22 protein-coding genes are annotated in these 21,447 nt (G+C 71.8%); 18 read left to right on the top strand and 4 right to left on the bottom strand.

What is annotated here, in order from left to right:
- Window positions 1-50: 50 nt before the first annotated feature.
- Entirely contained in the window at window positions 51-1,262 is a 1,212-nt protein-coding gene (locus KALB_RS47080; RefSeq protein ID WP_025359694.1) for a hypothetical protein, read from the bottom strand.
- 63 nt (window positions 1,263-1,325) lie between these two features.
- On the opposite strand from KALB_RS47080, the gene KALB_RS47075 reads away from it, so the two are divergent.
- From KALB_RS47075 to KALB_RS31615, 10 genes are all read left to right on the top strand, one after another.
- On the top strand, window positions 1,326-2,177 hold the full coding sequence (locus KALB_RS47075) for a tetratricopeptide repeat protein (protein WP_169743542.1): 852 nt from the start codon (window positions 1,326-1,328) through the stop codon (window positions 2,175-2,177).
- A complete protein-coding gene (locus KALB_RS31650) occupies window positions 2,174-3,169 on the top strand; it encodes an HAD-IIA family hydrolase (protein ID WP_025359692.1) in 996 nt (331 codons plus the stop codon). The genes KALB_RS47075 and KALB_RS31650 overlap by 4 nt, the downstream gene beginning before the upstream one ends.
- A 46-nt stretch (window positions 3,170-3,215) precedes the next feature.
- The gene (locus KALB_RS48325; RefSeq protein WP_169743541.1) at window positions 3,216-3,386 is read left to right on the top strand and encodes a hypothetical protein; all 171 of its coding nucleotides are present in this window, start codon (window positions 3,216-3,218) and stop codon (window positions 3,384-3,386) included.
- Between the two features lie 6 nt (window positions 3,387-3,392).
- Complete coding sequence (locus KALB_RS31645) at window positions 3,393-4,199, top strand: TlyA family RNA methyltransferase (protein ID WP_025359691.1); 807 nt, start codon at window positions 3,393-3,395, stop codon at window positions 4,197-4,199.
- 46 nt (window positions 4,200-4,245) lie between these two features.
- Window positions 4,246-5,157 (top strand): NAD kinase, encoded by a 912-nt coding sequence (locus tag KALB_RS31640; RefSeq protein WP_030109488.1) that lies wholly within the window; start codon window positions 4,246-4,248, stop codon window positions 5,155-5,157.
- Between the two features lie 83 nt (window positions 5,158-5,240).
- Entirely contained in the window at window positions 5,241-7,031 is a 1,791-nt protein-coding gene (gene recN, locus KALB_RS31635) for a DNA repair protein RecN (RefSeq protein WP_025359689.1), read from the top strand.
- A 344-nt stretch (window positions 7,032-7,375) separates the two neighbouring features.
- On the top strand, window positions 7,376-8,560 hold the full coding sequence (gene steA, locus KALB_RS31630) for a putative cytokinetic ring protein SteA (RefSeq protein ID WP_025359688.1): 1,185 nt from the start codon (window positions 7,376-7,378) through the stop codon (window positions 8,558-8,560).
- Window positions 8,557-9,498 (top strand): copper transporter, encoded by a 942-nt coding sequence (locus KALB_RS31625; protein ID WP_025359687.1) that lies wholly within the window; start codon window positions 8,557-8,559, stop codon window positions 9,496-9,498. Before steA ends, KALB_RS31625 begins: the two co-directional genes overlap by 4 nt.
- Before the next feature lie 100 nt (window positions 9,499-9,598).
- The gene (locus KALB_RS31620; RefSeq protein ID WP_411931151.1) at window positions 9,599-11,296 is read left to right on the top strand and encodes a CTP synthase; all 1,698 of its coding nucleotides are present in this window, start codon (window positions 9,599-9,601) and stop codon (window positions 11,294-11,296) included.
- A 76-nt stretch (window positions 11,297-11,372) separates the two neighbouring features.
- Window positions 11,373-12,008, top strand: coding sequence for an NUDIX domain-containing protein (locus KALB_RS31615; RefSeq protein WP_025359685.1), 636 nt, complete (start codon window positions 11,373-11,375; stop codon window positions 12,006-12,008).
- Window positions 12,009-12,206: 198 nt separating this feature from the next.
- Here KALB_RS31615 and KALB_RS31610 read toward each other — a convergent pair whose 3' ends face one another.
- The gene (locus KALB_RS31610; protein ID WP_338033824.1) at window positions 12,207-13,502 is read right to left on the bottom strand and encodes a GGDEF domain-containing protein; all 1,296 of its coding nucleotides are present in this window, start codon (window positions 13,500-13,502) and stop codon (window positions 12,207-12,209) included.
- Window positions 13,503-13,791: 289 nt separating this feature from the next.
- On the opposite strand from KALB_RS31610, the gene xerD reads away from it, so the two are divergent.
- From xerD to KALB_RS31580, 6 genes are all read left to right on the top strand, one after another.
- Window positions 13,792-14,703, top strand: coding sequence for a site-specific tyrosine recombinase XerD (gene xerD / locus KALB_RS31605; protein WP_042222801.1), 912 nt, complete (start codon window positions 13,792-13,794; stop codon window positions 14,701-14,703).
- A gap of 130 nt (window positions 14,704-14,833) precedes the next feature.
- Entirely contained in the window at window positions 14,834-15,775 is a 942-nt protein-coding gene (locus tag KALB_RS31600; protein WP_025359682.1) for a ParA family protein, read from the top strand.
- Entirely contained in the window at window positions 15,772-16,107 is a 336-nt protein-coding gene (locus KALB_RS31595; RefSeq protein ID WP_025359681.1) for a hypothetical protein, read from the top strand. The genes KALB_RS31600 and KALB_RS31595 overlap by 4 nt, the downstream gene beginning before the upstream one ends.
- A gap of 80 nt (window positions 16,108-16,187) precedes the next feature.
- Window positions 16,188-16,967, top strand: coding sequence for a segregation and condensation protein A (locus KALB_RS31590; protein ID WP_236650404.1), 780 nt, complete (start codon window positions 16,188-16,190; stop codon window positions 16,965-16,967).
- Entirely contained in the window at window positions 16,886-17,575 is a 690-nt protein-coding gene (gene scpB, locus KALB_RS31585) for an SMC-Scp complex subunit ScpB (protein ID WP_081789998.1), read from the top strand. The genes KALB_RS31590 and scpB overlap by 82 nt, the downstream gene beginning before the upstream one ends.
- Window positions 17,565-18,335, top strand: a complete 771-nt coding sequence (locus KALB_RS31580) for a pseudouridine synthase (protein ID WP_035969338.1) — start codon at window positions 17,565-17,567, stop codon at window positions 18,333-18,335. Before scpB ends, KALB_RS31580 begins: the two co-directional genes overlap by 11 nt.
- 347 nt (window positions 18,336-18,682) lie before the next feature.
- Here KALB_RS31580 and KALB_RS31575 read toward each other — a convergent pair whose 3' ends face one another.
- On the bottom strand, window positions 18,683-19,135 hold the full coding sequence (locus KALB_RS31575) for a cupin domain-containing protein (protein ID WP_025359677.1): 453 nt from the start codon (window positions 19,133-19,135) through the stop codon (window positions 18,683-18,685).
- Window positions 19,136-19,140: 5 nt separating this feature from the next.
- Complete coding sequence (locus tag KALB_RS31570; protein WP_025359676.1) at window positions 19,141-19,884, bottom strand: SDR family NAD(P)-dependent oxidoreductase; 744 nt, start codon at window positions 19,882-19,884, stop codon at window positions 19,141-19,143.
- A 94-nt stretch (window positions 19,885-19,978) separates the two neighbouring features.
- On the opposite strand from KALB_RS31570, the gene KALB_RS31565 reads away from it, so the two are divergent.
- On the top strand, window positions 19,979-20,680 hold the full coding sequence (locus tag KALB_RS31565) for a glycoside hydrolase family 75 protein (protein ID WP_025359675.1): 702 nt from the start codon (window positions 19,979-19,981) through the stop codon (window positions 20,678-20,680).
- 96 nt (window positions 20,681-20,776) lie between these two features.
- Entirely contained in the window at window positions 20,777-21,439 is a 663-nt protein-coding gene (locus KALB_RS31560; RefSeq protein WP_025359674.1) for a glycoside hydrolase family 75 protein, read from the top strand.
- Window positions 21,440-21,447: the final 8 nt, after the last annotated feature.

Here is a 21,447-nt window from a genome sequence, read left to right as displayed (position 1 = left end):
ATCGTGTCCCCAAGCCCCCTCCTCGGGTTTCTGTCGTGTCTAGGAGGTTCTCAGTGTCCAGGTTCGGGCAGCGTCCCGGCGATCGTGAGCGCGGTCAGGGTGACCGGCAGCAGCGTTCCGGCGGTTATGAGGCAGGTGGCCGCTCGCAGCGCGGTGGCGATCGTGATCGGCGGTCCAGTGGTGACCGTCACCAGGGCGCTGCAGGACGGGACCGTCAGGGCGGTAGCGGCGGCCGTACCTGGCGCGAGGACAACCGTGACGGTCGGCCGAGCCGGTCTGGCGGCGACCAGCGGGGCGGCGACCGTCCTCGCTTCGGCGACCGGGACCAGCAGCGTGGCGGAGATCGCCCGCGCTACAACAACGACCGCGGCGACCGCCCCCAGCGCAGTTACGGGGATCGTGACCAGCAACGCGGTGGCGACCGCCCGCGCTACAACAGTGATCGTCCCCAGCGGAGCTTTGGCGGCCGCGACCAGCGTGGTGGCGGCGACCGTCCCAGGTTCAACAGCGACCGCCCACAGCGCAGCTTCGGTGACCGACCGCAGCGCTCGGACGACCGGCCCCGTTTCGGTGACCGTGACCAGCGCGGCAGCGACCGTCCCCAGCGCAGCTACGGGGATCGTCCGCAGCGCAGCTTCGGCGATCGCGACCAGCGTGGCGGTGACCGGCCTCGTTACAACAGCGACCGCCCGCAGCGCGGTTACGGCGACCGGGATCAGCGTTCCGGTGACCGTCCCCAGCGCAGCTATGGCGACCGTGACCAGCAGCGCGGTGGCGACCGTCCCCAGCGGAGCTTCGGGGACCGGGATCAGCGTGGCGGCGACCGGCCTCGCTACAACAGCGACCGCCCCAAGTTCGGTGACCGGCCGCAGCGTAGTTACGGGGACCGGGACCAGCAGCGTGGCGGAGATCGCCCGCGCTACAACAACGACCGCGGCGACCGGCCCCGTTTCGGTGACCGTGACCAGCGCGGCAGCGACCGTCCCCAGCGCAGCTTTGGCGACCGGGATCAGCGTTCCGGCGACCGGCCGCAGCGCAGCTTCGGCGACCGTGACCAGCAGCGCGGTGGCGACCGTCCCCAGCGGAGCTTCGGGGACCGGGATCAGCGTGGCGGCGACCGGCCTCGCTACAACAGCGACCGCCCCAAGTTCGGTGACCGCGACCGTCCGCGTCGTGACGACTGGAAGCCGCGTTCGGACGGGCGCAAGCAGTTCGACCAGGACCGCAAGCCGCGCCAGGACCGGGACCGCAAGCCCCGGCACACCAGCACGGAGCGCGCGGCCAAGAGGTTCGAGCCCGAGCAGGAGCAGGTCGAGCTGCAGGCCGTGAGCGCGGTCGAGACCGAACCGGTCGAGGCCGTGGCCGTTGAGACCGAGTCCGCTGAGGCCGTGGAGGTCCAGGAAACCCCGGAGCAGCAGGACGTCGAGCAGGCCGAGGAAGCCTCGGAACCGGCTCAGTCCGCGGAGACGGAGACCGAGGAGCGCCCGGCGTTCCAGCGGCTGCGTGCGCCGGAACTGCCCGAGGGCGCCGAGATCTCCGCGCTGGACAAGGAAGCGCGCATGGAGCTGCGCAGCCTGCCGAAGTCGCTGGCGGAGACCGTGGGGGCACACCTCGTCGCCGCGGGCATGCTCGTGGACGAGGAGCCGGAGCGGGCACTGGAGCACGCCCGCTACGCGCGGACTCGTGCCGCCCGTGTCGGCCTGGTCCGTGAGGCGGCGGGCCTGACCGCCTACCACGCTGGTGAGTGGGCCGAGGCGCTGTCCGAGCTGCGCGCCGCGCGGCGCATGACCAACGGCCCCGGGCACATCGCGGTGATGGCCGACTGCGAGCGGGCGCTGGGCCGCCCGGAGCGGGCCATCGAACTGGCCCGCGAGTCGGCGGGGCTGCCGCTGTCCAAGGCGGAGTCCATCGAGCTGAAGATCGTGGTGGCCGGTGCCCGCCGCGACATGGGCCAGCTGGACGCCTCGGTGGTGGCGTTGCAGGGCGAGGACCTGGACCCGGCGCGCACCGACCCGTGGAGCGCGCGGCTGTTCTACGCCTACGCGGACAACCTGGAGGCGGCGGGCCGCACCGAGGAGGCCGTGCGCTGGTTCATGCACGCCGCCGAGGCCGACGAGGACGAGGAGACCGACGCCTCGGAGCGCGCGGTCGAACTGAGCCAGGGGACAACCGAGTGAGTGACGACCTGCTGGGGACCTACGACGCGCTGCTGCTCGACCTGGACGGCACGGTGTACCGGGGCGGCGAGGCCGCGCCCGGTGCGGTGCCGACGATCCGGACGAGCCGGGAGCGGGGCGTCGGTGTCCGCTTCGTGACCAACAACGCCTCGCGCTCGCCCCAGCAGGTCGCCGCACACCTGAGCGAACTCGGCTTCGCGGCCGAGGTGCCCGAGGTGAGCACCAGCTCGCAGGCCGCAGCCGCCGTGCTCGCCGAGCACCTGCCCGCCGGGGCCACCGTGCTGGTGGTCGGCGCGCAGGCCCTGGTCGACGAGGTCACCGCGGTCGGGCTCAGGACGGTGCGGGAGTTCAGCGGCCCGGTGGACGCCGTGGTGCAGGGCCACTCCCCGGACACCGGCTGGCGCGACCTGGCCGAGGCGTGCCTGGCGATCCGGGCGGGCGCGCTGTGGGTGGCCAGCAACGTGGACGCCACCCTGCCCACCGAGCGCGGGGAGCTGCCCGGCAACGGTTCCATGGTGACGGCCCTGCGCGCGGCCACCGGGCAGGAGCCGATCGTGGCGGGCAAGCCCGCGCGCCCGCTGATGGACCAGGCGGTCCGCTCGGCCGACGCGCGCAGGCCGCTGGTGGTCGGCGACCGGCTGGACACCGACATCGCGGGAGCCAGCACCGCCGGCCTGGACGCGCTGCTCGTACTGACCGGGGTCTGCACCCCGGCCCAGCTGCTGGCCGCCACGCCCCAGGAACGGCCCCGCTACCTGGCCGCCGACCTGCGCGGACTGCTCCGTCCCGTGACCGAGGTGGAGATCGGGGAGCAGCCCGGCTGGCACGTGGAGGCGGACGGCACCCGGCTGATCGCCAAGGGCTCCGGGGACCCGGTTGCGCTGCTGCGCGCACTGTGCTCCGCCTGGTGGGCGGCGGGTGGAGGCTGCCCACAGGTGCTGGCCGAGGGCCCGGGCGCAGCTGCCGCTCTGGAACTACTGAAAATCGGCTAGCGTTAACAAGGTCCGAAAGCGACACCCGCTGTACGGGAGAAGTCCGATGAGTCACCCGCCGGTTCCCGGACCGCCGCCCAGCCCGCTGGCGCCGATCGACCACGCCGTGGCACGGCTGGAGGAACTCGACCACCTGGACGTGGCCGAGCATCCCGCGCGGTTCGAGGCGGTGCACGCTGCGCTGACCGACGCGCTGTCGGCCGTCGACCGGGTCTGAGCGGCCGTGGTTCGCCGGGCGAGGCTGGACGCCGAGCTGGTCCGCAGGGGACTGGCCCGGTCCCGTGAGCACGCCTCCCAACTCGTGGCCGACGGGCGGGTCACCGTGCGCGGCACCGTGGCCAGCAAGTCCGCGACCGCTGTGGAGCCGGACACCCCGTTGCTGATCCGCGACCTGGCGGAGGACCCGAACTGGGCCTCCCGAGGGGCGCACAAGCTGATCGGTGCCCTGGACGCGTTCGAGCTGCCGGTGACCGGCCGCCGCTGCCTGGACGCGGGCGCCTCCACCGGCGGCTTCACCGACGTGCTGCTGCGCAGGGGCGCCAGCCAGGTGGTGGCCGCCGACGTCGGGCGCGGGCTGCTGGTGTGGCGCCTGCAAACCGACGAGCGTGTGGTGGTGCTGGACAAGACCAACGTGCGTGCGTTGAACCCGGAGGCCACCGGCGGCGTTGTCGATCTCGTGGTCGCTGATCTGTCCTTCATCTCACTGCGCCTCGTGCTGCCCGCGTTGCTGTCCTGCGCGGCCGAGGACGCCGATCTGGTCCCGATGGTCAAACCACAGTTCGAGGTCGGCAAGCAGCGCCTGGGTTCCGGCGGTGTGGTGCGCGATCCCGAGCTGCGGGCCGAGGCCGTGCTGGAGGTCGTGGCCGCCGCGGGCGAGCTGGGCCTGCGCGCGCACGGGGTCGTTGCCAGTCCGCTGCCGGGACCGTCCGGCAACGTCGAGTACTTCCTGTGGTTGCGGCGCGGCGAGCCGTTGCCCGCCGAGCAGGCGGCCGAACTTGTTGCTGTGGCGGTGGCGGAGGGGCCTCAGTGAGCGAGCTTGCGAGTGAACCATTGTCGAGCGCTAGCGAGGAGCGGCGATGAGCCAGCACAACGTGTGCGGTGACCGCGAGATCCTCATGGTGGTCAAGACGAACCGGCAGACCAACCTCCGGCTCGCCGAGAAGGTGGCTGGGCGGTTCGCCTCCGCGGGCATCCGGCTGCGCGTGGTCGAGGAGGAGGCCGAGGATCTCGACCCGGCCTGCTACGGCTCCGTGGTCCCGGCCAGCACCGCCGCCGCGGGCACCGAGCTGGTGTTCGTGCTCGGCGGGGACGGCACCCTGCTGCGCGCCGCCGAGCTGGCGCGGCCTTTCGGTACGCCCGTGCTGGGCGTGAACCTGGGCCGGGTGGGCTTCCTGGCCGAGGCCGACTTCGACGACCTGGACGAGGCCGTCACCGGGGTCATCGAGCGCAACTACCACGTCGAGGAGCGCATGACCATCGACGTGGCCGCCTCGTTGCAGGGCGAGCTGATCGCGCACACCTGGGCGCTCAACGAGGCCAGCGTGGAGAAGTCCAGCCGGGAGCGCATCCTGGACGTGGTCATGGAGGTCGACTCCCGGCCGGTGTCCGCCTTCGGCTGTGACGGCGTGCTGTGCGCCACCCCGACCGGGTCCACCGCCTACGCCTACTCGGCGGGCGGGCCGGTGGTGTGGCCGGACGTGCAGGCCCTGCTCGTGGTGCCCAGCAACGCGCACGCGCTGTTCTCCCGGCCGTTCGTGGTCTCACCCGGCTCGGTGGTGGCCTTCGAGATCGACCCGGCCGGTCACCCCGCCGTGCTGTGCTGCGACGGCAGGCGCACCGTGCACCTGCCCGCGGGCACCCGCGTGGAGGTGGCGGGCAGCACGACCCCGGTGAAGCTGGTCCGGTTGCGGCTGGGCCCGTTCTCCGACCGGCTGGTGGACAAGTTCTCGCTCCCGGTGCAGGGATGGCGCGGGCCGGCGGTCGACTGAGCGCCCCACTGGGGCTGGCCGCGCTGACGGGTTTGGCGCGGTCGGGTCGTCGGACGTCAGGGGTTGGCACTAGTGTTCGACCTGTGCTGATCGAGATGCGTATCCAGGGTCTGGGCGTGATCGATGAGGCCACCCTGGAGCTGGACCGCGGTCTCACCGTGGTCACCGGTGAGACCGGGGCTGGCAAGACGATGGTCGTCACCGGGCTGCACCTGCTCGGCGGCGGCAGGGCCGAGGCCTCCCGTGTGCGCACGGGCGCCGAGCGGGCGGTGGTCGAGGGGCGGTTCCACACCCCGCAGGGCAGCCCGGCCGCCGAGGTGGCCTCCGGTGCGGGCGCCGAGCCCGACGAGGACGGCAGCCTCATCGCGCTGCGCACGGTCAGCGCCGACGGCCGCTCGCGGGCACACCTGGGTGGGCGTTCGGTACCGGTCGGCGTGCTCTCGGAGCTGTCCGAGCAGTTGCTGGCGGTGCACGGGCAGAACGACCAGCTGCGGCTGACCAGGCCCGCCGAGCAGCGCGGGGTGCTGGACCGGTTCGCGGGCGAGTCGGTGGTGACCCCGCTGACCGCCTACCGGGAGCTGCGCGAGCAGTGGATCTCGGTGAGCACCGAGCTGACCGAGCGCACGGAACGGTCCAGGGAGATGGCCCGCGAGGCCGATCTGCTGCGGCACGGGCTGGGTGAGATCGCGGCGGTGGACCCCAAGCCGGGGGAGGACACCGAGCTGCACAACGAGGCCAAGCGACTGGCCGACGCCGACCAGCTCCGCGAGGCGGCCGCGGCGGCCCAGTACGGGCTGAGCGGCACCGCCGACGCCGAGGTCGACGCGGTGGGCGCGCTGGGCATGGTGGCCGAGGCGCGCCGCAGGCTGGCCGCCACCGAGGACCCCGCGCTGCGCGACCTGGAGCCGCGGCTGGCCGAGGCCGCCGTGCTGCTCACCGACGTGGGCGCCGAACTGGTGCACTACCTGGACAGCCTGGACGCCGACCCGACCCGCCTGGAGCAGGTGCTGGCCCGTCAGGCCGAACTCAAGCAGCTGACCCGCAAGTACGCCGCCGACGTGGACGGCGTGCTGGAGTGGGCGCAGAACGCCGAGCAGCGCCTGGCCGGGCTGGACACCTCCGAGGAGGCGCTGACCGAGCTGGCGCGGCGGCGCGAGGAGCTGGCCGGGCAGCTGGCCGAGCAGGCCAAGGCGATCACCGTGGAGCGCACGGCCGCCGCCGAGGACCTGGGCAAGGCGGTGACCGAGGAGCTGGGCGGCCTGGCCATGGCGCACGCCACGGTGGAGGTCGCGGTGCAGCCCAGGATCGCCGAGGACGGCGACCCGGTGGCGCTGGCCGTGGACGGGGTGGTGCTGCACGCGGGCCGCGACGGGGTCGACGACGTGGAGCTGCGGCTGATCGCGCACCCCGGGGCGCCCGCGCTGCCGGTCAACAAGGGCGCGTCCGGCGGTGAGCTGTCCCGCGTCATGCTGGCGCTGGAGGTGGTGCTCTCGCACGCCGACCCGGTGCCCACGCTGGTGTTCGACGAGGTCGACGCCGGGGTCGGCGGCCGGGCCGCGGTGGAGGTCGGCCGCAGGCTGGCCCGGTTGGCGCGCAGCCACCAGGTGATCGTGGTGACGCACCTGCCGCAGGTGGCCGCCTACGCGGACCGGCACCTGGTGGTCAACAAGACCGCTGAGGGCGGGCTGACCAGCAGCGGGGTCCGGCGGCTCGACGAGTCCGAGCGGGTCGTGGAGCTGGCCAGGATGCTGGCGGGACTGGACTTCACCTATACGGGCCGGGCGCATGCCGAGGAACTCCTCGACGCCGCCCGCTCCGACAAGAAGGCCGAGGAGCCGCCACGCAGGACCCGCCGCAAGAAGGCCGCGAACTAACCACGCCCTCACGCCGGTCCCATGTCCCGAAGGTGCCCTTCACGACGCCCAACGTCCCGAAGGCCACCTTCATGACGCCCACCCGACTCCCCAACCCGGCCCCGCGTCTTCGCGCCGGTCTCTGGACCGCAGGCTCATGATGATCACATCTGTCCAGTGATCATCATGAGACACAGCCACCCCCAGCCGACACCCCGAGCAGCAGCACACTCCGCACACCGTTCCGGGTCTTGCAACTCGTGTTCCGCATCTGGGCCTGAAACTCACCCATACCGGTTGACCTGCACCGACTCGTCCGGCGTGGCGGGCCGGTTGGTGCTTGTGGGTGAGTCACCATCGGTGACATGAAGCTCACCGGACTGCTTGCACGATCAAGCGAGACGCTGCCAGGGGTCACCGGTGTCGCCAGGGTTGACCGTCGCACCGGGGATCTGCTGCGCCGGGTCGGACCGGGAGACGTCGCCGTCCTCGATCAGCTCGACCTGGACCGGCGCACCGCCGAGGCGCTGATCGAGGCCGAGGTCGTCGGCGTGGTCAACGCCGCGCCCTCCATCTCCGGCCGGTTCCCGAACCTGGGGCCGGAGGCCCTGCTCCAGGCGGGCATTCCGCTGATCGACGACGTGGGCAACGGGGTGCTGCGCGCGGTCAAGGACGGTACGAAGCTGCGGCTGCACGAGGGCGTGGTCTACGCGGGCGAGCGCGAGATCGCGCGCGGGGTCGAGCAGACGCCGGAGTCCGTGGCCGACCAGCTCATCGAGGCCAAGGCGGGCATGTCCGCCCAGCTGGAGGCGTTCTCCGCCAACACGATCGAGTTCCTGCGGCGGGAGCGCACGCTGGTGCTGGACGGGCACGGGGTGCCCGAGCTGTACGTGCCGATGCGCGACCGGCAGGTGGTCGTGGTCGCTCCCGGCTACGGGCACGCCGACGACCTCAAGCGGCTCAAGCGCTTCATCCGCGAGTACCGGCCGGTGCTGGTCGGGGTGGACGCGGGCGCCGACACCCTGCGCGAGGCGGGCTTCAAACCGGACATCATCGTCGGCGACCCGGACGGCATCAGCACCGAGACCCTCAAGTCGGGGGCCGAGGTCGTGCTGCCCGCGCAGTCCGACGGGCACGCGCCGGGCCTGGACCGGATCCAGGACCTGGGCATCGGCGCGGTGACCTTCCCGGCCACGGCCAACGCCGAGGACCTGGCCCTGCTGCTGGCCGAGGCGCACGGGGCCAGCCTGGTGATCACCGTGGGCTTCCAGGCAACCCTGCGCGAGTTCCTCGACCGCGGGCGGTCCGGCTCCAACCCGTCCACCTTCCTGACCCGGCTCAAGCTGGGCAGCAAGCTGGTGGACGGGCAGGCGGTGGCCACCCTGTACCGCTCGCGGGTCTCCTTCGGCGCGGTGCTGCTGCTGGTGCTCGCCGTGGTGGCCGCCGTCGCGGTCGCCCTGCTCGTCTCCGATGTCGCCACCGCCTACCCGGCGCTGTTCAGCGACGCGTGGCACTCCTTCACCGCCTGGCTCGGGGGGCTGATCTCGTGATCTCACTGCGCAACCACGTCGTCTCGCTGGCCGCCGTGTTCCTGGCGCTCGCGCTGGGTGTCGTGCTCGGCTCCACCGCGATCAGCGGCCGCCTGCTGTCCGGGCTGTCCGACGACAAGTCCAACCTGGGCAAGCAGGTCACCGACCTGGAGGCCCAGCGCAACGCGTTGCAGGGCAAGCTGACCGACGCCGACCGGTTCGCCCTGAGCGTGGGGCCGCTGGCCGTGCGCGGGGCGCTGGAGGGCAAGTCCGTGGTGATGGTGACCACCGCTGACGTCAAGCCGGGGGACCGCGACGCGATGAACGGGCTGCTGCGCAGCGCGGGCGCCTCGATCACCGGTGAGCTGCAACTGACCGAGGCGTTCACCGACCCGACCAAGGCCGACCAGTTGCGCGGGCTGTGCGCGCGCATGCTGCCCGCCGGGGTGCAGTTGCCCACCGCCTCCGACCCGGGCACGCTGGCCGCCGGGCTGATCGGGCCGCTGCTGCTGCTCGACCGCGGCTCGGGCAAGCCGCAGGCCACCGCCGACGAGACCAGTGCCGCGCTGACCGGGCTGGCCGCGGGCGGCTACGTGCGGCAGGGCCCCGGCCTGCACCCGGCGCAGCTCGCGCTGGTGTTGACCGGCGGCACGCTCTCCGGTGACTCCGCCTCGGACCGCTCCGCGACCGTCGCGCGCTTCGCGGTGCAGTTGCAGCGGTCCGGTTCGGGCGCCGTGCTGGCCGGGCGCACCGGGTCGGCCGACGGCTCGGGCGCGCTGGCCGTGGTCCGCGCCGACGGCGGCGGCTCCGCGGCGCTGTCCACCGTGGACGACCTGGACCTCCCGGCCGGTCAGGTGGTCTCCGTGCTGGCGCTGCGCGAGCAGGCCCAGGGACGTTCCGGCCGGTACGGCACCGCGGTCAACGCCCAGGCACCGGCCCCGACTTCAGCCAACGGCTGAGGCAGGTGCTACCGTGAAATCCCGTGGATAGGCGGGCTGGTGCAAACCGCCTGCTGACACAAAGACCAATTTTGGCCATGGACCACGGGAGCCCTCCTTGGTGTTGCAAGCTCGCACGACCAAACACGTCTTCGTGACGGGGGGCGTGGCCTCCTCGCTCGGCAAGGGGCTCACCGCGTCCAGCCTGGGCCAGTTGCTGACCGCGCGGGGTCTGCGGGTCACGATGCAGAAGCTGGACCCCTACCTCAACGTGGACCCGGGCACGATGAACCCGTTCCAGCACGGCGAGGTGTTCGTCACCGAGGACGGGGCCGAGACCGACCTGGACATCGGCCACTACGAGCGCTTCCTGGACCGGGACCTGTCCGGTTCGGCGAACGTCACCACCGGCCAGGTGTACTCCGCGGTGATCGCCAAGGAACGGCGCGGGGAGTACCTGGGCGACACCGTGCAGGTCATCCCGCACATCACCGACGAGATCAAGTCGCGGATCCGCGCGATGGCCGAGGCCGGCGAGGACGGCCAGGCCCCCGACGTGGTGATCACCGAGGTCGGCGGCACCGTGGGCGACATCGAGTCGCTGCCCTTCCTGGAGGCCGCCCGCCAGGTCCGGCACGACGTGGGCCGGGACAACTGCTTCTTCCTGCACGTCTCGCTGGTGCCCTACCTGGCTCCCTCCGGCGAGCTGAAGACCAAGCCCACGCAGCACTCCGTGGCCGCGCTGCGCAACATCGGCATCCAGCCCGACGCCATCGTGTGCCGTGCCGACCGGGAGATCCCCGACGGGCTCAAGCGCAAGATCGCGCTGATGTGCGACGTGGACGTGGACGCCGTGGTGGCCGCCCCCGACGCGCCGTCCATCTACGACATCCCGAAGGTGCTGCACGCCGAGGGCCTGGACGCCTACGTGGTGCGGCGCCTCGACCTGCCGTTCCGGGACGTGTCCTGGACGATCTGGGGCGACCTGCTGGAGCGGGTGCACAACCCCTCGGAGACCGCGCGCATCGCGTTGGTCGGCAAGTACGTGGACCTGCCCGACGCCTACCTGTCGGTGACCGAGGCCCTGCGCGCGGGCGGGTTCGCCCACCGCGCCAAGGTCGAGGTCGTCTGGGTGCCCTCCGACGAGTGCGAGACCGAGTCCGGCGCGGCGCACGCACTGTCCGGTGTGGACGGTGTGCTGGTGCCGGGCGGCTTCGGCGTGCGCGGCATCGAGGGCAAGATCGGCGCCATCCGCTACGCCCGCACCCGGGGCATTCCCGCGCTGGGCCTGTGCCTTGGCCTGCAGTGCATGGTCATCGACGCCGCGCGGGGCCTGGCCAACATCGCCGACGCCAACTCCGCGGAGTTCGGTGAGCCGACCAACAACCCGGTGATCAGCACCATGGCCGACCAGACCGACGTGGTCGCGGGCGAGCGGGACATGGGCGGCACCATGCGGTTGGGCGCCTACCCGGCGAAGCTGATCCCCGGCTCGGTGGTGGCCAAGGCGTACGGGTCCACCGAGGTCTCCGAGCGGCACCGGCACCGCTACGAGGTCAACAACAGCTACCGGCCCAAGCTGAGCAAGGCGGGCCTGGTGTTCTCCGGCACCTCCCCGGACGGTCACCTGGTGGAGTTCGTGGAGCTGCCCGCCGACAAGCACCCGTTCTTCGTCGGCACCCAGGCGCACCCCGAGCTGAAGAGCCGCCCCACCCGCCCGCACCCGCTGTTCGCCGCCTTCGTGCGTGCCGCGCTGGACTACCGTGCCGCCGACCGGCTGCCGGTGGAGCTGGCCGAGCCCGCGGCGGTGAGCTCGTGAGCGAGCTTGCGAGCTCACCAATGGGCACAGGGCGATTTTCGGGCGCGGTGGCGACGAGCGTCAGCGAGGAGGCACCGTGACCGACGGGGTCGAGGGCCAGAACCACGAGTTCAGTGTGGTGTCCAGCAAGGACATCTACGCCGGCCGGGTGCTCGCACTGCGCTCGGACGAGGTCGCCATGCCGGGCGGGGTCACCGCCACCCGCGAGGTGCTGGAGCACTTCGGCGCGGTGGCCGTGCTCGCGCTCGACGAGGACGACCAGGTCACGATGATCCACCAGTACCGGCACCCGCTGGGGCACCGGATCTGGGAGCTGCCCGCCGGGTTGCTGGACGTGCCGGGGGAGGACGCCCTGGTGGCCGCCCAGCGCGAACTCGCCGAGGAGGTCGGCCTCGCGGCGACGGACTGGTCGGTGCTGGTCGACGTGGCCGCCTCGCCGGGGTTCACCGACGAGGTGGTCCGGGTCTACCAGGCGCGCGGGCTTTCCGCGGTGCACCGCGAGGTCCCGGTCGGTGACGAGGAGAGCGACCTGGTCGCCAGGAAGTTCCCGTTGGCCGAGGCGGTCCGCATGGCGCTGGCCGGTGAGGTCGTGAACTGCGCCTCCGTAGCGGGCATCCTGGCCGGTCACGCGGTGCTGACCGGCGCCGCGCAGGCCCGGCCCGCCGACGCGCCCTGGCGCGACCGCCCCACCCGGTTCCCCGCCCGCCGCTGACCAACCCCGGCGAGTCCCGCTCTCGGTAGCGCGAGTCCCGCTCTGTGGTGCGCGAGTCCCGTTCACCCGCGTGTGAGTCCCGTTCCGGCCCGACGGCTGGGCGGGATTCGCGCGCGTGAGAGCGGGATTCGGCTGCGGCTGAGCGGGACTCGCGCGGCTGTGGGCGGGATTCGCGTGTGTGTGGGCGGGACTCGCGGGTCAGCGCCAGGTCAGGACTCGGTTGCGGCCGGTGTGCTTGGCCTCGTACAGAGCGGTGTCGGCGGCGTGCAGCAGGCGGTCCACCACGGTGCCCGCCGCTGGGTACATGGCCACACCGATGGACACCGACAGGCCGGTGACGGTGCGCTGCCGGTCGCCCGTCGGCACCTGCACGACGAGCCCGGCCACGGCCTGGCGGATCCGCTCGGCGACAGCCACCACGGCGGCTTCGCCGATACCGGGCAGCAGCACGACGAACTCCTCGCCGCCGAAGCGGCCGACCGAGTCGTAGGCGCGCACGGCCCCGCTGATCGCCTCGGCCACGGCCTTGAGCGCGGCGTCCCCGGCGAGGTGCCCGTAGGTGTCGTTGACCCGCTTGAAGTGGTCCAGGTCCACCATCAACACGCCCGTGGGCTGGCGGGTGCGCTCGGCCCTGGCCAGCTCGGTGGTGGCCAGGGTGTGCCAGCCGACGGTGTTGAACAGGCCGGTCTTCTCATCGCGCGTCGCGGCGACCTCGAGCTGCTTGACCAGCACGCCCCGGTGCAGGATCAGCAGCGGTGGCACCACGAGCAGCACGAGCGCGGGCAGCGTGGCCATGGCCAGCGCGGTGAGCGTGCCCAGGCAGAGCGTGGCCAGCTCGACCAGGTTGTCGCCCCAGCCGCCGAACAGCTCGCGCACCGAGTGGCTGCTCAGGTTCAGCGCGCCAAGGATCACCACGGCGTTGACCACGAAGTACACCAGCCCGGTGAGCAGGATCGCGCCGACCCCGGCCCAGCCGCGGCCCAGCGCGTCGGCCATGCCGGACACACCGAGCGCGGTCAGCACGAGGTGTGCGGCGTAGCAGGTCAGCACGACGACCGAGCCGTTGACCACCGTGCGGAACGCGGGCACGCGGTGCAGCCGGTACCAGCTACGCACGGTCAGGTGCGCGTAGAGCACGGCGACCAGCGCCGTCACCAGCACCGGGGGCAGCAGCAGGACGCCCGCGAAGGTCCACACCGAGGTCATGTTGATGTGCGGCGTGCCGTTGACCCGCCGACGCACCCGCTCCACCTGGCGACCCAGTTCGGCCTGCACCACACCCAGCACCGCGAGCACACCCAGAAGGGCGAATTCGGAGGGTGACGGGGAACGGGCCAGCAGGATCGTGCCGATCAGCGCGACGGACTCCACGAGCAGGCAGTAGGCGATGAGCCGGGGTCGTTGGCGCCACAGGGTCCAGTCGCGCGGAGTGACGAGGACGTCACGGATCCGTACCGCTGATCTGGCGGTGGACCCGTTGTCCTCCATACTCATGCCGGGCGCTCCCTGCGTGGTGGCTGTGCCCCCACCAGCCAAGCACACCCGGCCGTCCAGGTCAGCCTCTGTGACCTGGATGAACCAGTGAGGGGAGGTGCGTCGCCATGAGCAACCGCGACAGCTGACCTCCCCGGTGTTCCCGCACAGCGGACGTGAGCCGGTGCCCGCCCCTCGGGTACCGGCTGGTCCGCGCGTGGTTGATCTCGCGGCTAGGCTACGGCCGAACCGCACCGGAAGGGGTGAACCGCCGCTGAGCGCACCGCCGACCGCCCCGGTCCCCGCAGCGCTGCGGGAGGCGATCGCGGGCTACCTGGACCACCTGGCGGTGGAGCGCGGCACCGCGCGCAACACCCTGGACTCCTACGCCCGCGACCTGCGGCGCTACAGCGTGCACCTGACCGGGCAGGGCGTCGCCGACCTGGCCGGGGTCAGCGAGCGGCACGTCACCTCCTTCCTGGCCGCCCTGCGCGAGGGCGACGTCGAGCACCCGCCGCTGGCGGCCTCCTCGGCGGCCCGCGCCGTGGTCGCCGTGCGCGGCCTGCACAAGTTCGCCCACCGCGAGGGCCTGTCCGGCGCGGACCCCGCGCGCGAGGTGCACCCGCCCGCACCGCCGCGGCGGCTGCCCAAGGCGCTGCCGGTGCAGGACGTGGTGCGGCTGCTGGAGGTTGGCGCCGGCGAGGACAACCGCTCGCTGCGGGCCACGGCATTGCTGGAACTGCTCTACTCCACTGGCGCGCGCATCTCCGAGGCCGTGGGCCTGGACCTGGACGACATCGACCGCACCGAGCGCACGGTCCGGTTGGACGGCAAGGGCGGCAAGCAGCGGCTGGTGCCCATCGGCCGTCCCGCCCTGGCCGCGCTGGACGCCTACCTGGTGCGGGCGCGGCCCGAACTGGCCAGGCACGGCAGGGGAACGCCCGCCGTGTTCCTCAACGCGCGCGGGGGACGGCTGTCCCGGCAGACCGCCTGGCAGACACTGAAGACCGCGGCCGACCGCGCCGGGCTGCACGCCGAGGTGTCCCCGCACACCCTGCGGCACTCCTTTGCCACCCACCTGTTGGAGGGCGGTGCGGACGTGCGCGTGGTACAGGAGTTGCTCGGCCACGCCTCGGTCACCACGACCCAGGTCTACACCCTGGTCACCGTCACCACATTGCGCGAGGTGTACGCCACGGCACACCCGCGAGCCCTGGGCTAGTTTAGGCCATTTGCAGCAATCTCCGCAGGTCACGCCCTTTCGGGTGTGCACGGCGAGGCGCGTTGCCGCGGGTCTTGACGCGCCATAGGCTGCCTGCAGGGGACGAGTAGGCACAAGGAGTCAGGTCACCATGTCGACACCGCAGCCTTACGAGGAGCGGCGACTTCCTGGTGCCCGGGTCGACCTGAGCCTGGCCCCGCACGCCCGTCCCGAGGACGACGGCGCCGATGTGGTGCCCGACGGGGAGATCGGCCCGACCGGCCGCCCGCAGCGGCACGTGCCCGAGCCCGCGCTGATCGGAACCCACGGCCCGGCCACGATCCTGGCCGTGTGCAACCAGAAGGGCGGGGTCGGCAAGACCACCTCCACGATCAACCTGGGTGCCGCGCTGACCGAGTACGGCCGCCGGGTGCTGCTGGTGGACTTCGACCCGCAGGGCGCGCTCTCGGTGGGCCTGGGCATCCAGCCGCACCAGCTGGACCGCACGATCTACAACGTGCTCATGGAGCGCGCGGTGGGCATCCAGGACGTGGTGATGCGCACCTGTGTGCCGGACATGGACCTGTTGCCCAGCAACATCGACCTGTCCGCCGCCGAGGTGCAGCTGGTCTCCGAGGTGGGCCGCGAACACACCCTGGTGCGCACCCTGAGACCGGTGATGGACCAGTACGACTACGTGCTGGTCGACTGCCAGCCCTCGCTGGGCCTGCTCACCGTCAACGCGCTGGCCGCGGCCGACGGTGTGCTGATCCCGCTGGAGTGCGAGTTCTTCAGCCTGCGCGGGGTCGCGCTGCTGATCGACACGATCGAGAAGGTCAAGGAGCGGTTGAACCCGAAACTGTCCATCACGGGCATCCTCGCCACCATGTACGACCCGCGCACCCTGCACTCCAGGGAGGTCATGGCGCGCGTGGTGGAGGCCTTCGGCGAGGTCGTCTTCGACACCGTGATCAACCGGACCGTGCGCTTCCCGGAGACCACCGTGGCCGGTGAGCCGATCACCACCTGGGCCCCGCGCTCCTCCGGGGCCAAGGCCTACCGCGCACTGGCCCGCGAGGTGATCGCCAGGTGACTCGGCGCGTCTCACTGCCCGGCGCCGCCGAGCTGTTCCGCTCGACCAGCGCGGTCTCCCCGTCACGGCCGGAACCGGCGCCCGTATCCTTGTCCGACCAACCCGTGGGAACCGGCCGTCGCAAGCACGACGCCAAGATCACGGTGTACCTGTCGGACGAGGAGCTGCTCGCCTTGGAACACGCCCGCCTGGCGCTGCGTGCCGCGCACGGCCTCGCCGTGGACCGCGGTCGCGTGGTGCGCGAGGCGATCGCCGCGGTGCTCGCCGACCTCGCCGACAACGGGGCGGACTCGGAGCTGGTCCGACGCCTGCGCGGGGGACCTGGTCGGTGACGGCCGAAGACCCGCTTGCGGGGTCGAGCGTCGGCACCGCGTCCGCTCCGGAGGTCCCCAGCGGCAGGTTCACGGTCCGGCTGTCGAACTTCGAGGGCCCCTTCGACCTGCTGTTGCAGCTGATCTCCCAGCACCAGCTGGACGTCACCGAGGTCGCGCTGCACCAGGTCACCGACGACTTCATCGCCCACCTCAAGACGATGGGCGAACAGTGGGACCTGGACGAGACCACCCAGTTCCTGGTGGTCGCGGCGACCCTGCTCGACCTCAAGGCGGCCCGGCTGCTGCCCGCGGGCGACGTGGAGGACGAGGACGACCTGGCCCTGCTGGAGGCCCGCGACCTGCTGTTCGCGCGGCTGTTGCAGTACCGGGCGTACAAGCAGGTGGCCGCGCTGTTCGGCGAGCTGGAGCAGGGCGCGCTGCGGCGCTACCCGCGTTCGGTCTCGCTGGAGGAGCGCTACACGGCGCTGCTGCCCGAGGTGATGCTGGGCATCAGCCCGGAGAAGTTCGCACTGCTGGCCGCCGCGGTGTTCCGGCCCAAGCCGCCGCCCACGGTCTCGCTCTCGCACCTGCACCTGAACCCGGTGTCGGTCCGCCAGACCGCCGCCGAGATCCGGGTGCAGCTGGCCGAGCGCGGCTCGATGACCTTCAGCGAGCTGGTCGCCGACTGCGAGCAGACCGTGGAGATCGTGGCCCGCTTCCTGGCGCTGCTGGAGCTGTACCGCGAGGCCGCGGTGCTGTTCGAGCAGTCCGAGGCGCTGGCCGAGCTGACCGTGCGCTGGGCGGGCGGCACCGTGGAGGAGGCCGCCGCGGCAGCCGAGCTGGACCGGGCGCTGGTCGACGAGGAGGAGTACGGGTGAGTGAGCCGGTTGTGGACGCCTTGGACGAGGAGTCCGAGGAGCCGGTGGGCACGGGGCTCGACCTCGCCGAGGAGCAGGTGCTCAACGGGGTGCTGGAGTCGGTGCTGCTCGTGGTGGACTCCCCGGTGGACGAGCAGACCCTCGCCGGGGTGCTGGACCTGCCAGTCAAGAAGGTCACGGCCGCGCTCAAGGCCCTGGCCCAGCGCTACACCGACACCGGCAGCGGCATCGACCTGCGCCGGGTTGGCGAGGGCTGGCGGTTCTACACCCGTGACCGGTTCGCACCGTACGTGGAGAAGCTGCTGCTCGACGGCCAGCGCGCCAAGCTGACCAGGGCCGCGCTGGAGTCGCTCGCGGTCATCGCGTACCGGCAGCCGGTGACCCGCGCCAGGGTCGCCGCGGTGCGTGGCGTGAACGTGGACGGCGTGATCCGGACCCTGGTCGCCAGGGGCCTGATCGAGGAGACCGGCACCGATTCCGACACTGGTGGCATCCTGTACCGGACCACCGAACTATTCCTGGAGCGGTTGGGGCTGTCCTCGCTGAAGGACCTGCCGCCGATCGCTCCGCTGCTGCCCGAAGTGGATGCGATCGACGATGTCGTCTGACCCCCGTAGGAACCCCGCCGCCGACGAGGGCGTGCGCTTGCAGAAGGTGCTGGCCCAGGCCGGTATCGCCTCGCGCCGCGCCTCCGAGGAGCTGATCGCCGAGGGGCGGGTCAGCGTGGACGGCGAGGTGGTGCGCGAGCAGGGCAGGCGCGTCAACCCCGACACCGCCGTGATCCACGTGGACGGCAGCCGGGTCGTGGTCCGCGACGACGTGCTGCACCTGCTGCTGAACAAGCCGCGTGGGGTGCACTCCACCATGTCCGACGAGATGGGCAGGCCCTGCGTCGGCGACTACGTCAAGGAGCGCACCGAGACCGGCGGCACCCGGCTGTTCCACGTGGGCAGGCTGGACGCCGACACCGAGGGCCTGCTGCTGCTCACCAACGACGGGGAGCTCGCCCACCGGCTGATGCACCCCTCGTACAACGTGCTCAAGACCTACCTCGCCGAGGTGCCCGGTCCGGTGGCCAAGGACGTCGGCAAGCGGCTCAAGGCCGGGATCGAGCTGGAGGACGGCCCGATCAAGGTGGACGCCTTCCGCCTGGTCGACGCCATGCCCGGCAAGGCGCTGGTCGAGGTCGTCGTGCACGAGGGCCGCAAGCACGTGGTGCGGCGCCTGCTGGAGGAGGTCGGCTACCCGGTGCAGCGCCTGGTCCGCACCGAGCTGGCCGGGGTGCAGCTGGGCAACCAGCGGCCCGGGTCCCTGCGCAAGCTCAACCGCAACGAGGTCGCGCTGCTCTACAAGGCCGTGGGGCTCTAGGTCCCAGCGGTGCCGTGAAGGTGCCGTTCACGGCGTTCAACGCCATGAACGGCACCTTCATGACGTTGTGGGGCGCTATGGCTTCAGTGACGATCGAACCTGGCGGGGCGTAGGTCGTTTCTGTCACGAAGGTGCCCTTCATGACGCGGCGGCGCGGGGACTGAGCGGGCTCGTCGGGCCGGGGGCCCATGTCGCGAAGGTGCCGTTCACGGCGTTGCGGGCCGCCTGGTCCGGTACGGCAAAAACCCCCTGGTCGGGCCACATTTTTCATGGTCGAAGTGCTAAGATAGAACACGTGATCGAACCTACCGTGATCGGTCCCGCGCCCTCTCCGAAGCCCTGGCCCGTCACCGGGGTGACAGCCTGCTGATGTCCTCGGCCGCCGAGGGGTAGCGCACGGTGAGGTCCGCCGGGTCGGCGAACCGGACCACGTCCTCGGTGTAGGGCGGCGCCATGAAGGTGCCGAGCAGGCTCCAGGGGCCCGCGGTCTCGGTGGCCTGCCACACCCCTGCGGGCACCACTACCTGTGGGCGCTGGCCGGAGGCGAGGTCGATGCCCAGCACCGGCCGCTCCACCCGTCCGTCGGGGTGCAGCAGCAGCATTCGTGCCGGCGCACCCGCGTGGTAGCTGAACACCTCCGGGTGGTCCAGCCGGTGCAGTGCCGAGAACTCCGGCTGCGCCAGCAGGTAGTAGATGGCGGTGCCCTGCTCGGTCCGCCAGGTCTGCGCCCAGTGGCCGCCCTCGGTGGGTAGTGGTTGCAGGCCAAGGGTCTTCGCGATCTGCGCTGCGTCCGCGTGCATGGGGCCTACCATGCCGCACGCGCCGAGACGCCGCCGTCGACCACCAGGTTCTGACCGGTGATCCAACTCGCCCTGGGTGAGGCGAGGAAGGCGCACGCCTCGCCCACGTCCCGCGGGCTGCCCAGCCGGGTCAGCGGGGCGCTGCGCCGCCACCGGTCCACGCCCTCGGGCCACTGCTGCTCGATGCCCGGCCGCGCGATCAGCCCGGGGGACACGGCGTTCACCCGGATGCGCATCGGCCCGTACTCCACCGCGGCGGCCTTGGTGTGCGCGAGCACCGCCGCCTTGGACGCCGCGTAGTGCGCGTGGCCCACGGCCGGGCTGGTGCCCTCGATGGACGCGATGGAGATGATCGAGCCGCCGCCCAGTGGGCCCATGAGGCGAGCGGCGGCGCTGCTGGCCAGGAACGTCGTGTCCGCGTTGCCCGCGAACACTTCCCGCCACTGCGGCAGGGTCAGTTCGGGCAGTGCCGTCACGGGCTGGACCCCGGCGTTGTTCACCAGCACGTCCAGTCGCCCGAACGCCTCGACGGCCGCGTGCAGCACGCCCTCGACCTGCCCGGGCTCGCGCAGGTCGCCCATCGCCGCCACGCCGCCGACCTCGGCCGCCAGCGCCTCGGCCGCCTCCGCGCTGTCCCTGTGGTGCACCACGACCCGCGCGCCCCGCGCGGCCAGCACCCGCGCGATGCCCGCGCCGACCGTGCCCGTCGCGCCGGTCACCACGGCGACCGCGCCGTCCAGTTCAGCCATGACCATCCCTTCTCTTGACGTCACTCGACCACAGGGTCGATAGTGGTGCTCCGCCGCCTCAGTAAGGAAAGTTTCTTAATTGAGTGAGGTGGACATGCGTCGCAAGCTATCCCTGTCTCTGGCTGTCGTGCTGTCCGTGCTGTGCGCCATCGGTGGTTCCCTGCTCGGTGCCTCGGCGGTGGCCGCACCCTCGGCGCCCGCCGCGATCACCGCCGGTCCCAGTGCCGCCGACCTGCTCGCCAAGGTCACCAACTGCACCCAGATCTCCAAGGGCAAGTACCAGACCGATGAGGAGACCTCGGCCACGATCCCGGTGTGCGGCAAGAACGGCGCCGTGTTCTGGAAGGCCGACATGGACATCGACTGCGACGGCCAGCGCACCACGCAGTGCAACGAGAAGACCGACTGCTGCTTCCAGGCGGACACGGCGTTCCACCAGTCCGACGGCAAGCCGCTGATCGCCTCGAAGCTGCCCTACGTCGTGGTGCCCAGCCCCAGTTCGATCTGGGACTACCGCACCCGCAACATCAAGGGCGGCACGATCGTCGCGGTGATCTACAACAACAAGGTCAGCTACGCCGTGGTCGGGGACACCGGCCCCAACAAGATCATCGGTGAGGCCTCCTACGCCACCGCGGTGAGCCTGGGCATCAACCCGGACCCGAAGAACGGCGGCACCGACTCCGGGGTCACCTACATCGTGCTGGAGGGTGCGGTGGCCTCGCCGATCGAGAGCCACGACTCGGCCGTGTCGAAGGGGGAAGCGGCCGCGCAGAAGTTCATCAGCAACAACTGACCCGCCGCGTGCCCTTTGGGGACGGGCGAGGACCGTCCCCAAAGGGCACGCGTGACCGGGTTGTCGGGGGCCGTGCGGCGCCGAGATAGTCGAGGCATGTCTCGCAGCCTGTCAGTCCTGTTCGCTGCCGTGATCTGCGTGCTGGGCGGGAGCACCGCGCACGCCGCCGCGGCACCACCCACCGCTGCCCAGCTGCTGGCCAAGGTCACCGGCTGCAACCAGGTCTCACACGGCAAGTACCGCAAGGACGAGAGCTCCGGATCGGCCACCGTCGCCGTGTGTGGCAAGAAGGGCGGTGTGTTCTGGAAGGCCGACATGGACATCGACTGCGACGGCCAGCCCAGCACGCACTGCAGCCGCTCCACCGACCCCGACTTCCAGGCCGAGACCGCCTTCAACGACTCGCACGGCAAGGCGCTCAGGGCGGAAACCCTGCCGTACGTGGTGGTTCCCGGTGTCAGCTCGATCTGGAACTACCGCGACAGCGGCATCCGGGGCGGCACCGTGGTCGCCGTCATCTACGACAACAAGCTGACCTACGCCGTGGTCGGCGACGTCGGCCCGGCCAAGGCCATCGGTGAGGCCTCCTACGCCACCGCGAAGTCCCTGGGCATCGACCCGAACCCGCGTACCGGCGGGGTCGACTCCGGGGTCACCTACATCGCGCTGACCGGTGCCCTCGCCTCGCCGATCGAGAGCCACGACTCGGCCGTGGCCAAGGGACAGGCCGCCGCGGCAAGGTTCCTCACCGAGAACTGAGCGCTGGT

It is taken from the genome of Kutzneria viridogrisea DSM 43870 (assembly GCF_000525635.1).
In the GTDB taxonomy this organism is placed as follows: Bacteria; Actinomycetota; Actinomycetes; order Mycobacteriales; family Pseudonocardiaceae; genus Kutzneria; species Kutzneria viridogrisea.
The sequence above is the reverse complement of the archived record's forward strand: the minus strand, read 5'-3'. Positions and strand labels throughout refer to the sequence as shown.

Bases quoted from the DNA above. Each gene is read 5' to 3' on its own strand.
- KALB_RS31610 (WP_338033824.1), bottom strand. From the start codon at position 13,502: ATGAGTATGGAGGACAACGGGTCCACCGCCAGATCAGCGGTACGGATC.
- KALB_RS31600 (WP_025359682.1), top strand. From the start codon at position 14,834: ATGTCGACACCGCAGCCTTACGAGGAGCGGCGACTTCCTGGTGCCCGG.
- KALB_RS31570 (WP_025359676.1), bottom strand. From the start codon at position 19,884: ATGGCTGAACTGGACGGCGCGGTCGCCGTGGTGACCGGCGCGACGGGC.
- KALB_RS31560 (WP_025359674.1), top strand. From the start codon at position 20,777: ATGTCTCGCAGCCTGTCAGTCCTGTTCGCTGCCGTGATCTGCGTGCTG.
- KALB_RS31575 (WP_025359677.1), bottom strand. From the start codon at position 19,135: ATGCACGCGGACGCAGCGCAGATCGCGAAGACCCTTGGCCTGCAACCA.
- KALB_RS31640 (WP_030109488.1), top strand. From the start codon at position 4,246: ATGAGCCAGCACAACGTGTGCGGTGACCGCGAGATCCTCATGGTGGTC.
- KALB_RS48325 (WP_169743541.1), top strand. From the start codon at position 3,216: ATGAGTCACCCGCCGGTTCCCGGACCGCCGCCCAGCCCGCTGGCGCCG.
- steA (WP_025359688.1), top strand. From the start codon at position 7,376: ATGAAGCTCACCGGACTGCTTGCACGATCAAGCGAGACGCTGCCAGGG.
- KALB_RS31565 (WP_025359675.1), top strand. From the start codon at position 19,979: ATGCGTCGCAAGCTATCCCTGTCTCTGGCTGTCGTGCTGTCCGTGCTG.
- KALB_RS31580 (WP_035969338.1), top strand. From the start codon at position 17,565: ATGTCGTCTGACCCCCGTAGGAACCCCGCCGCCGACGAGGGCGTGCGC.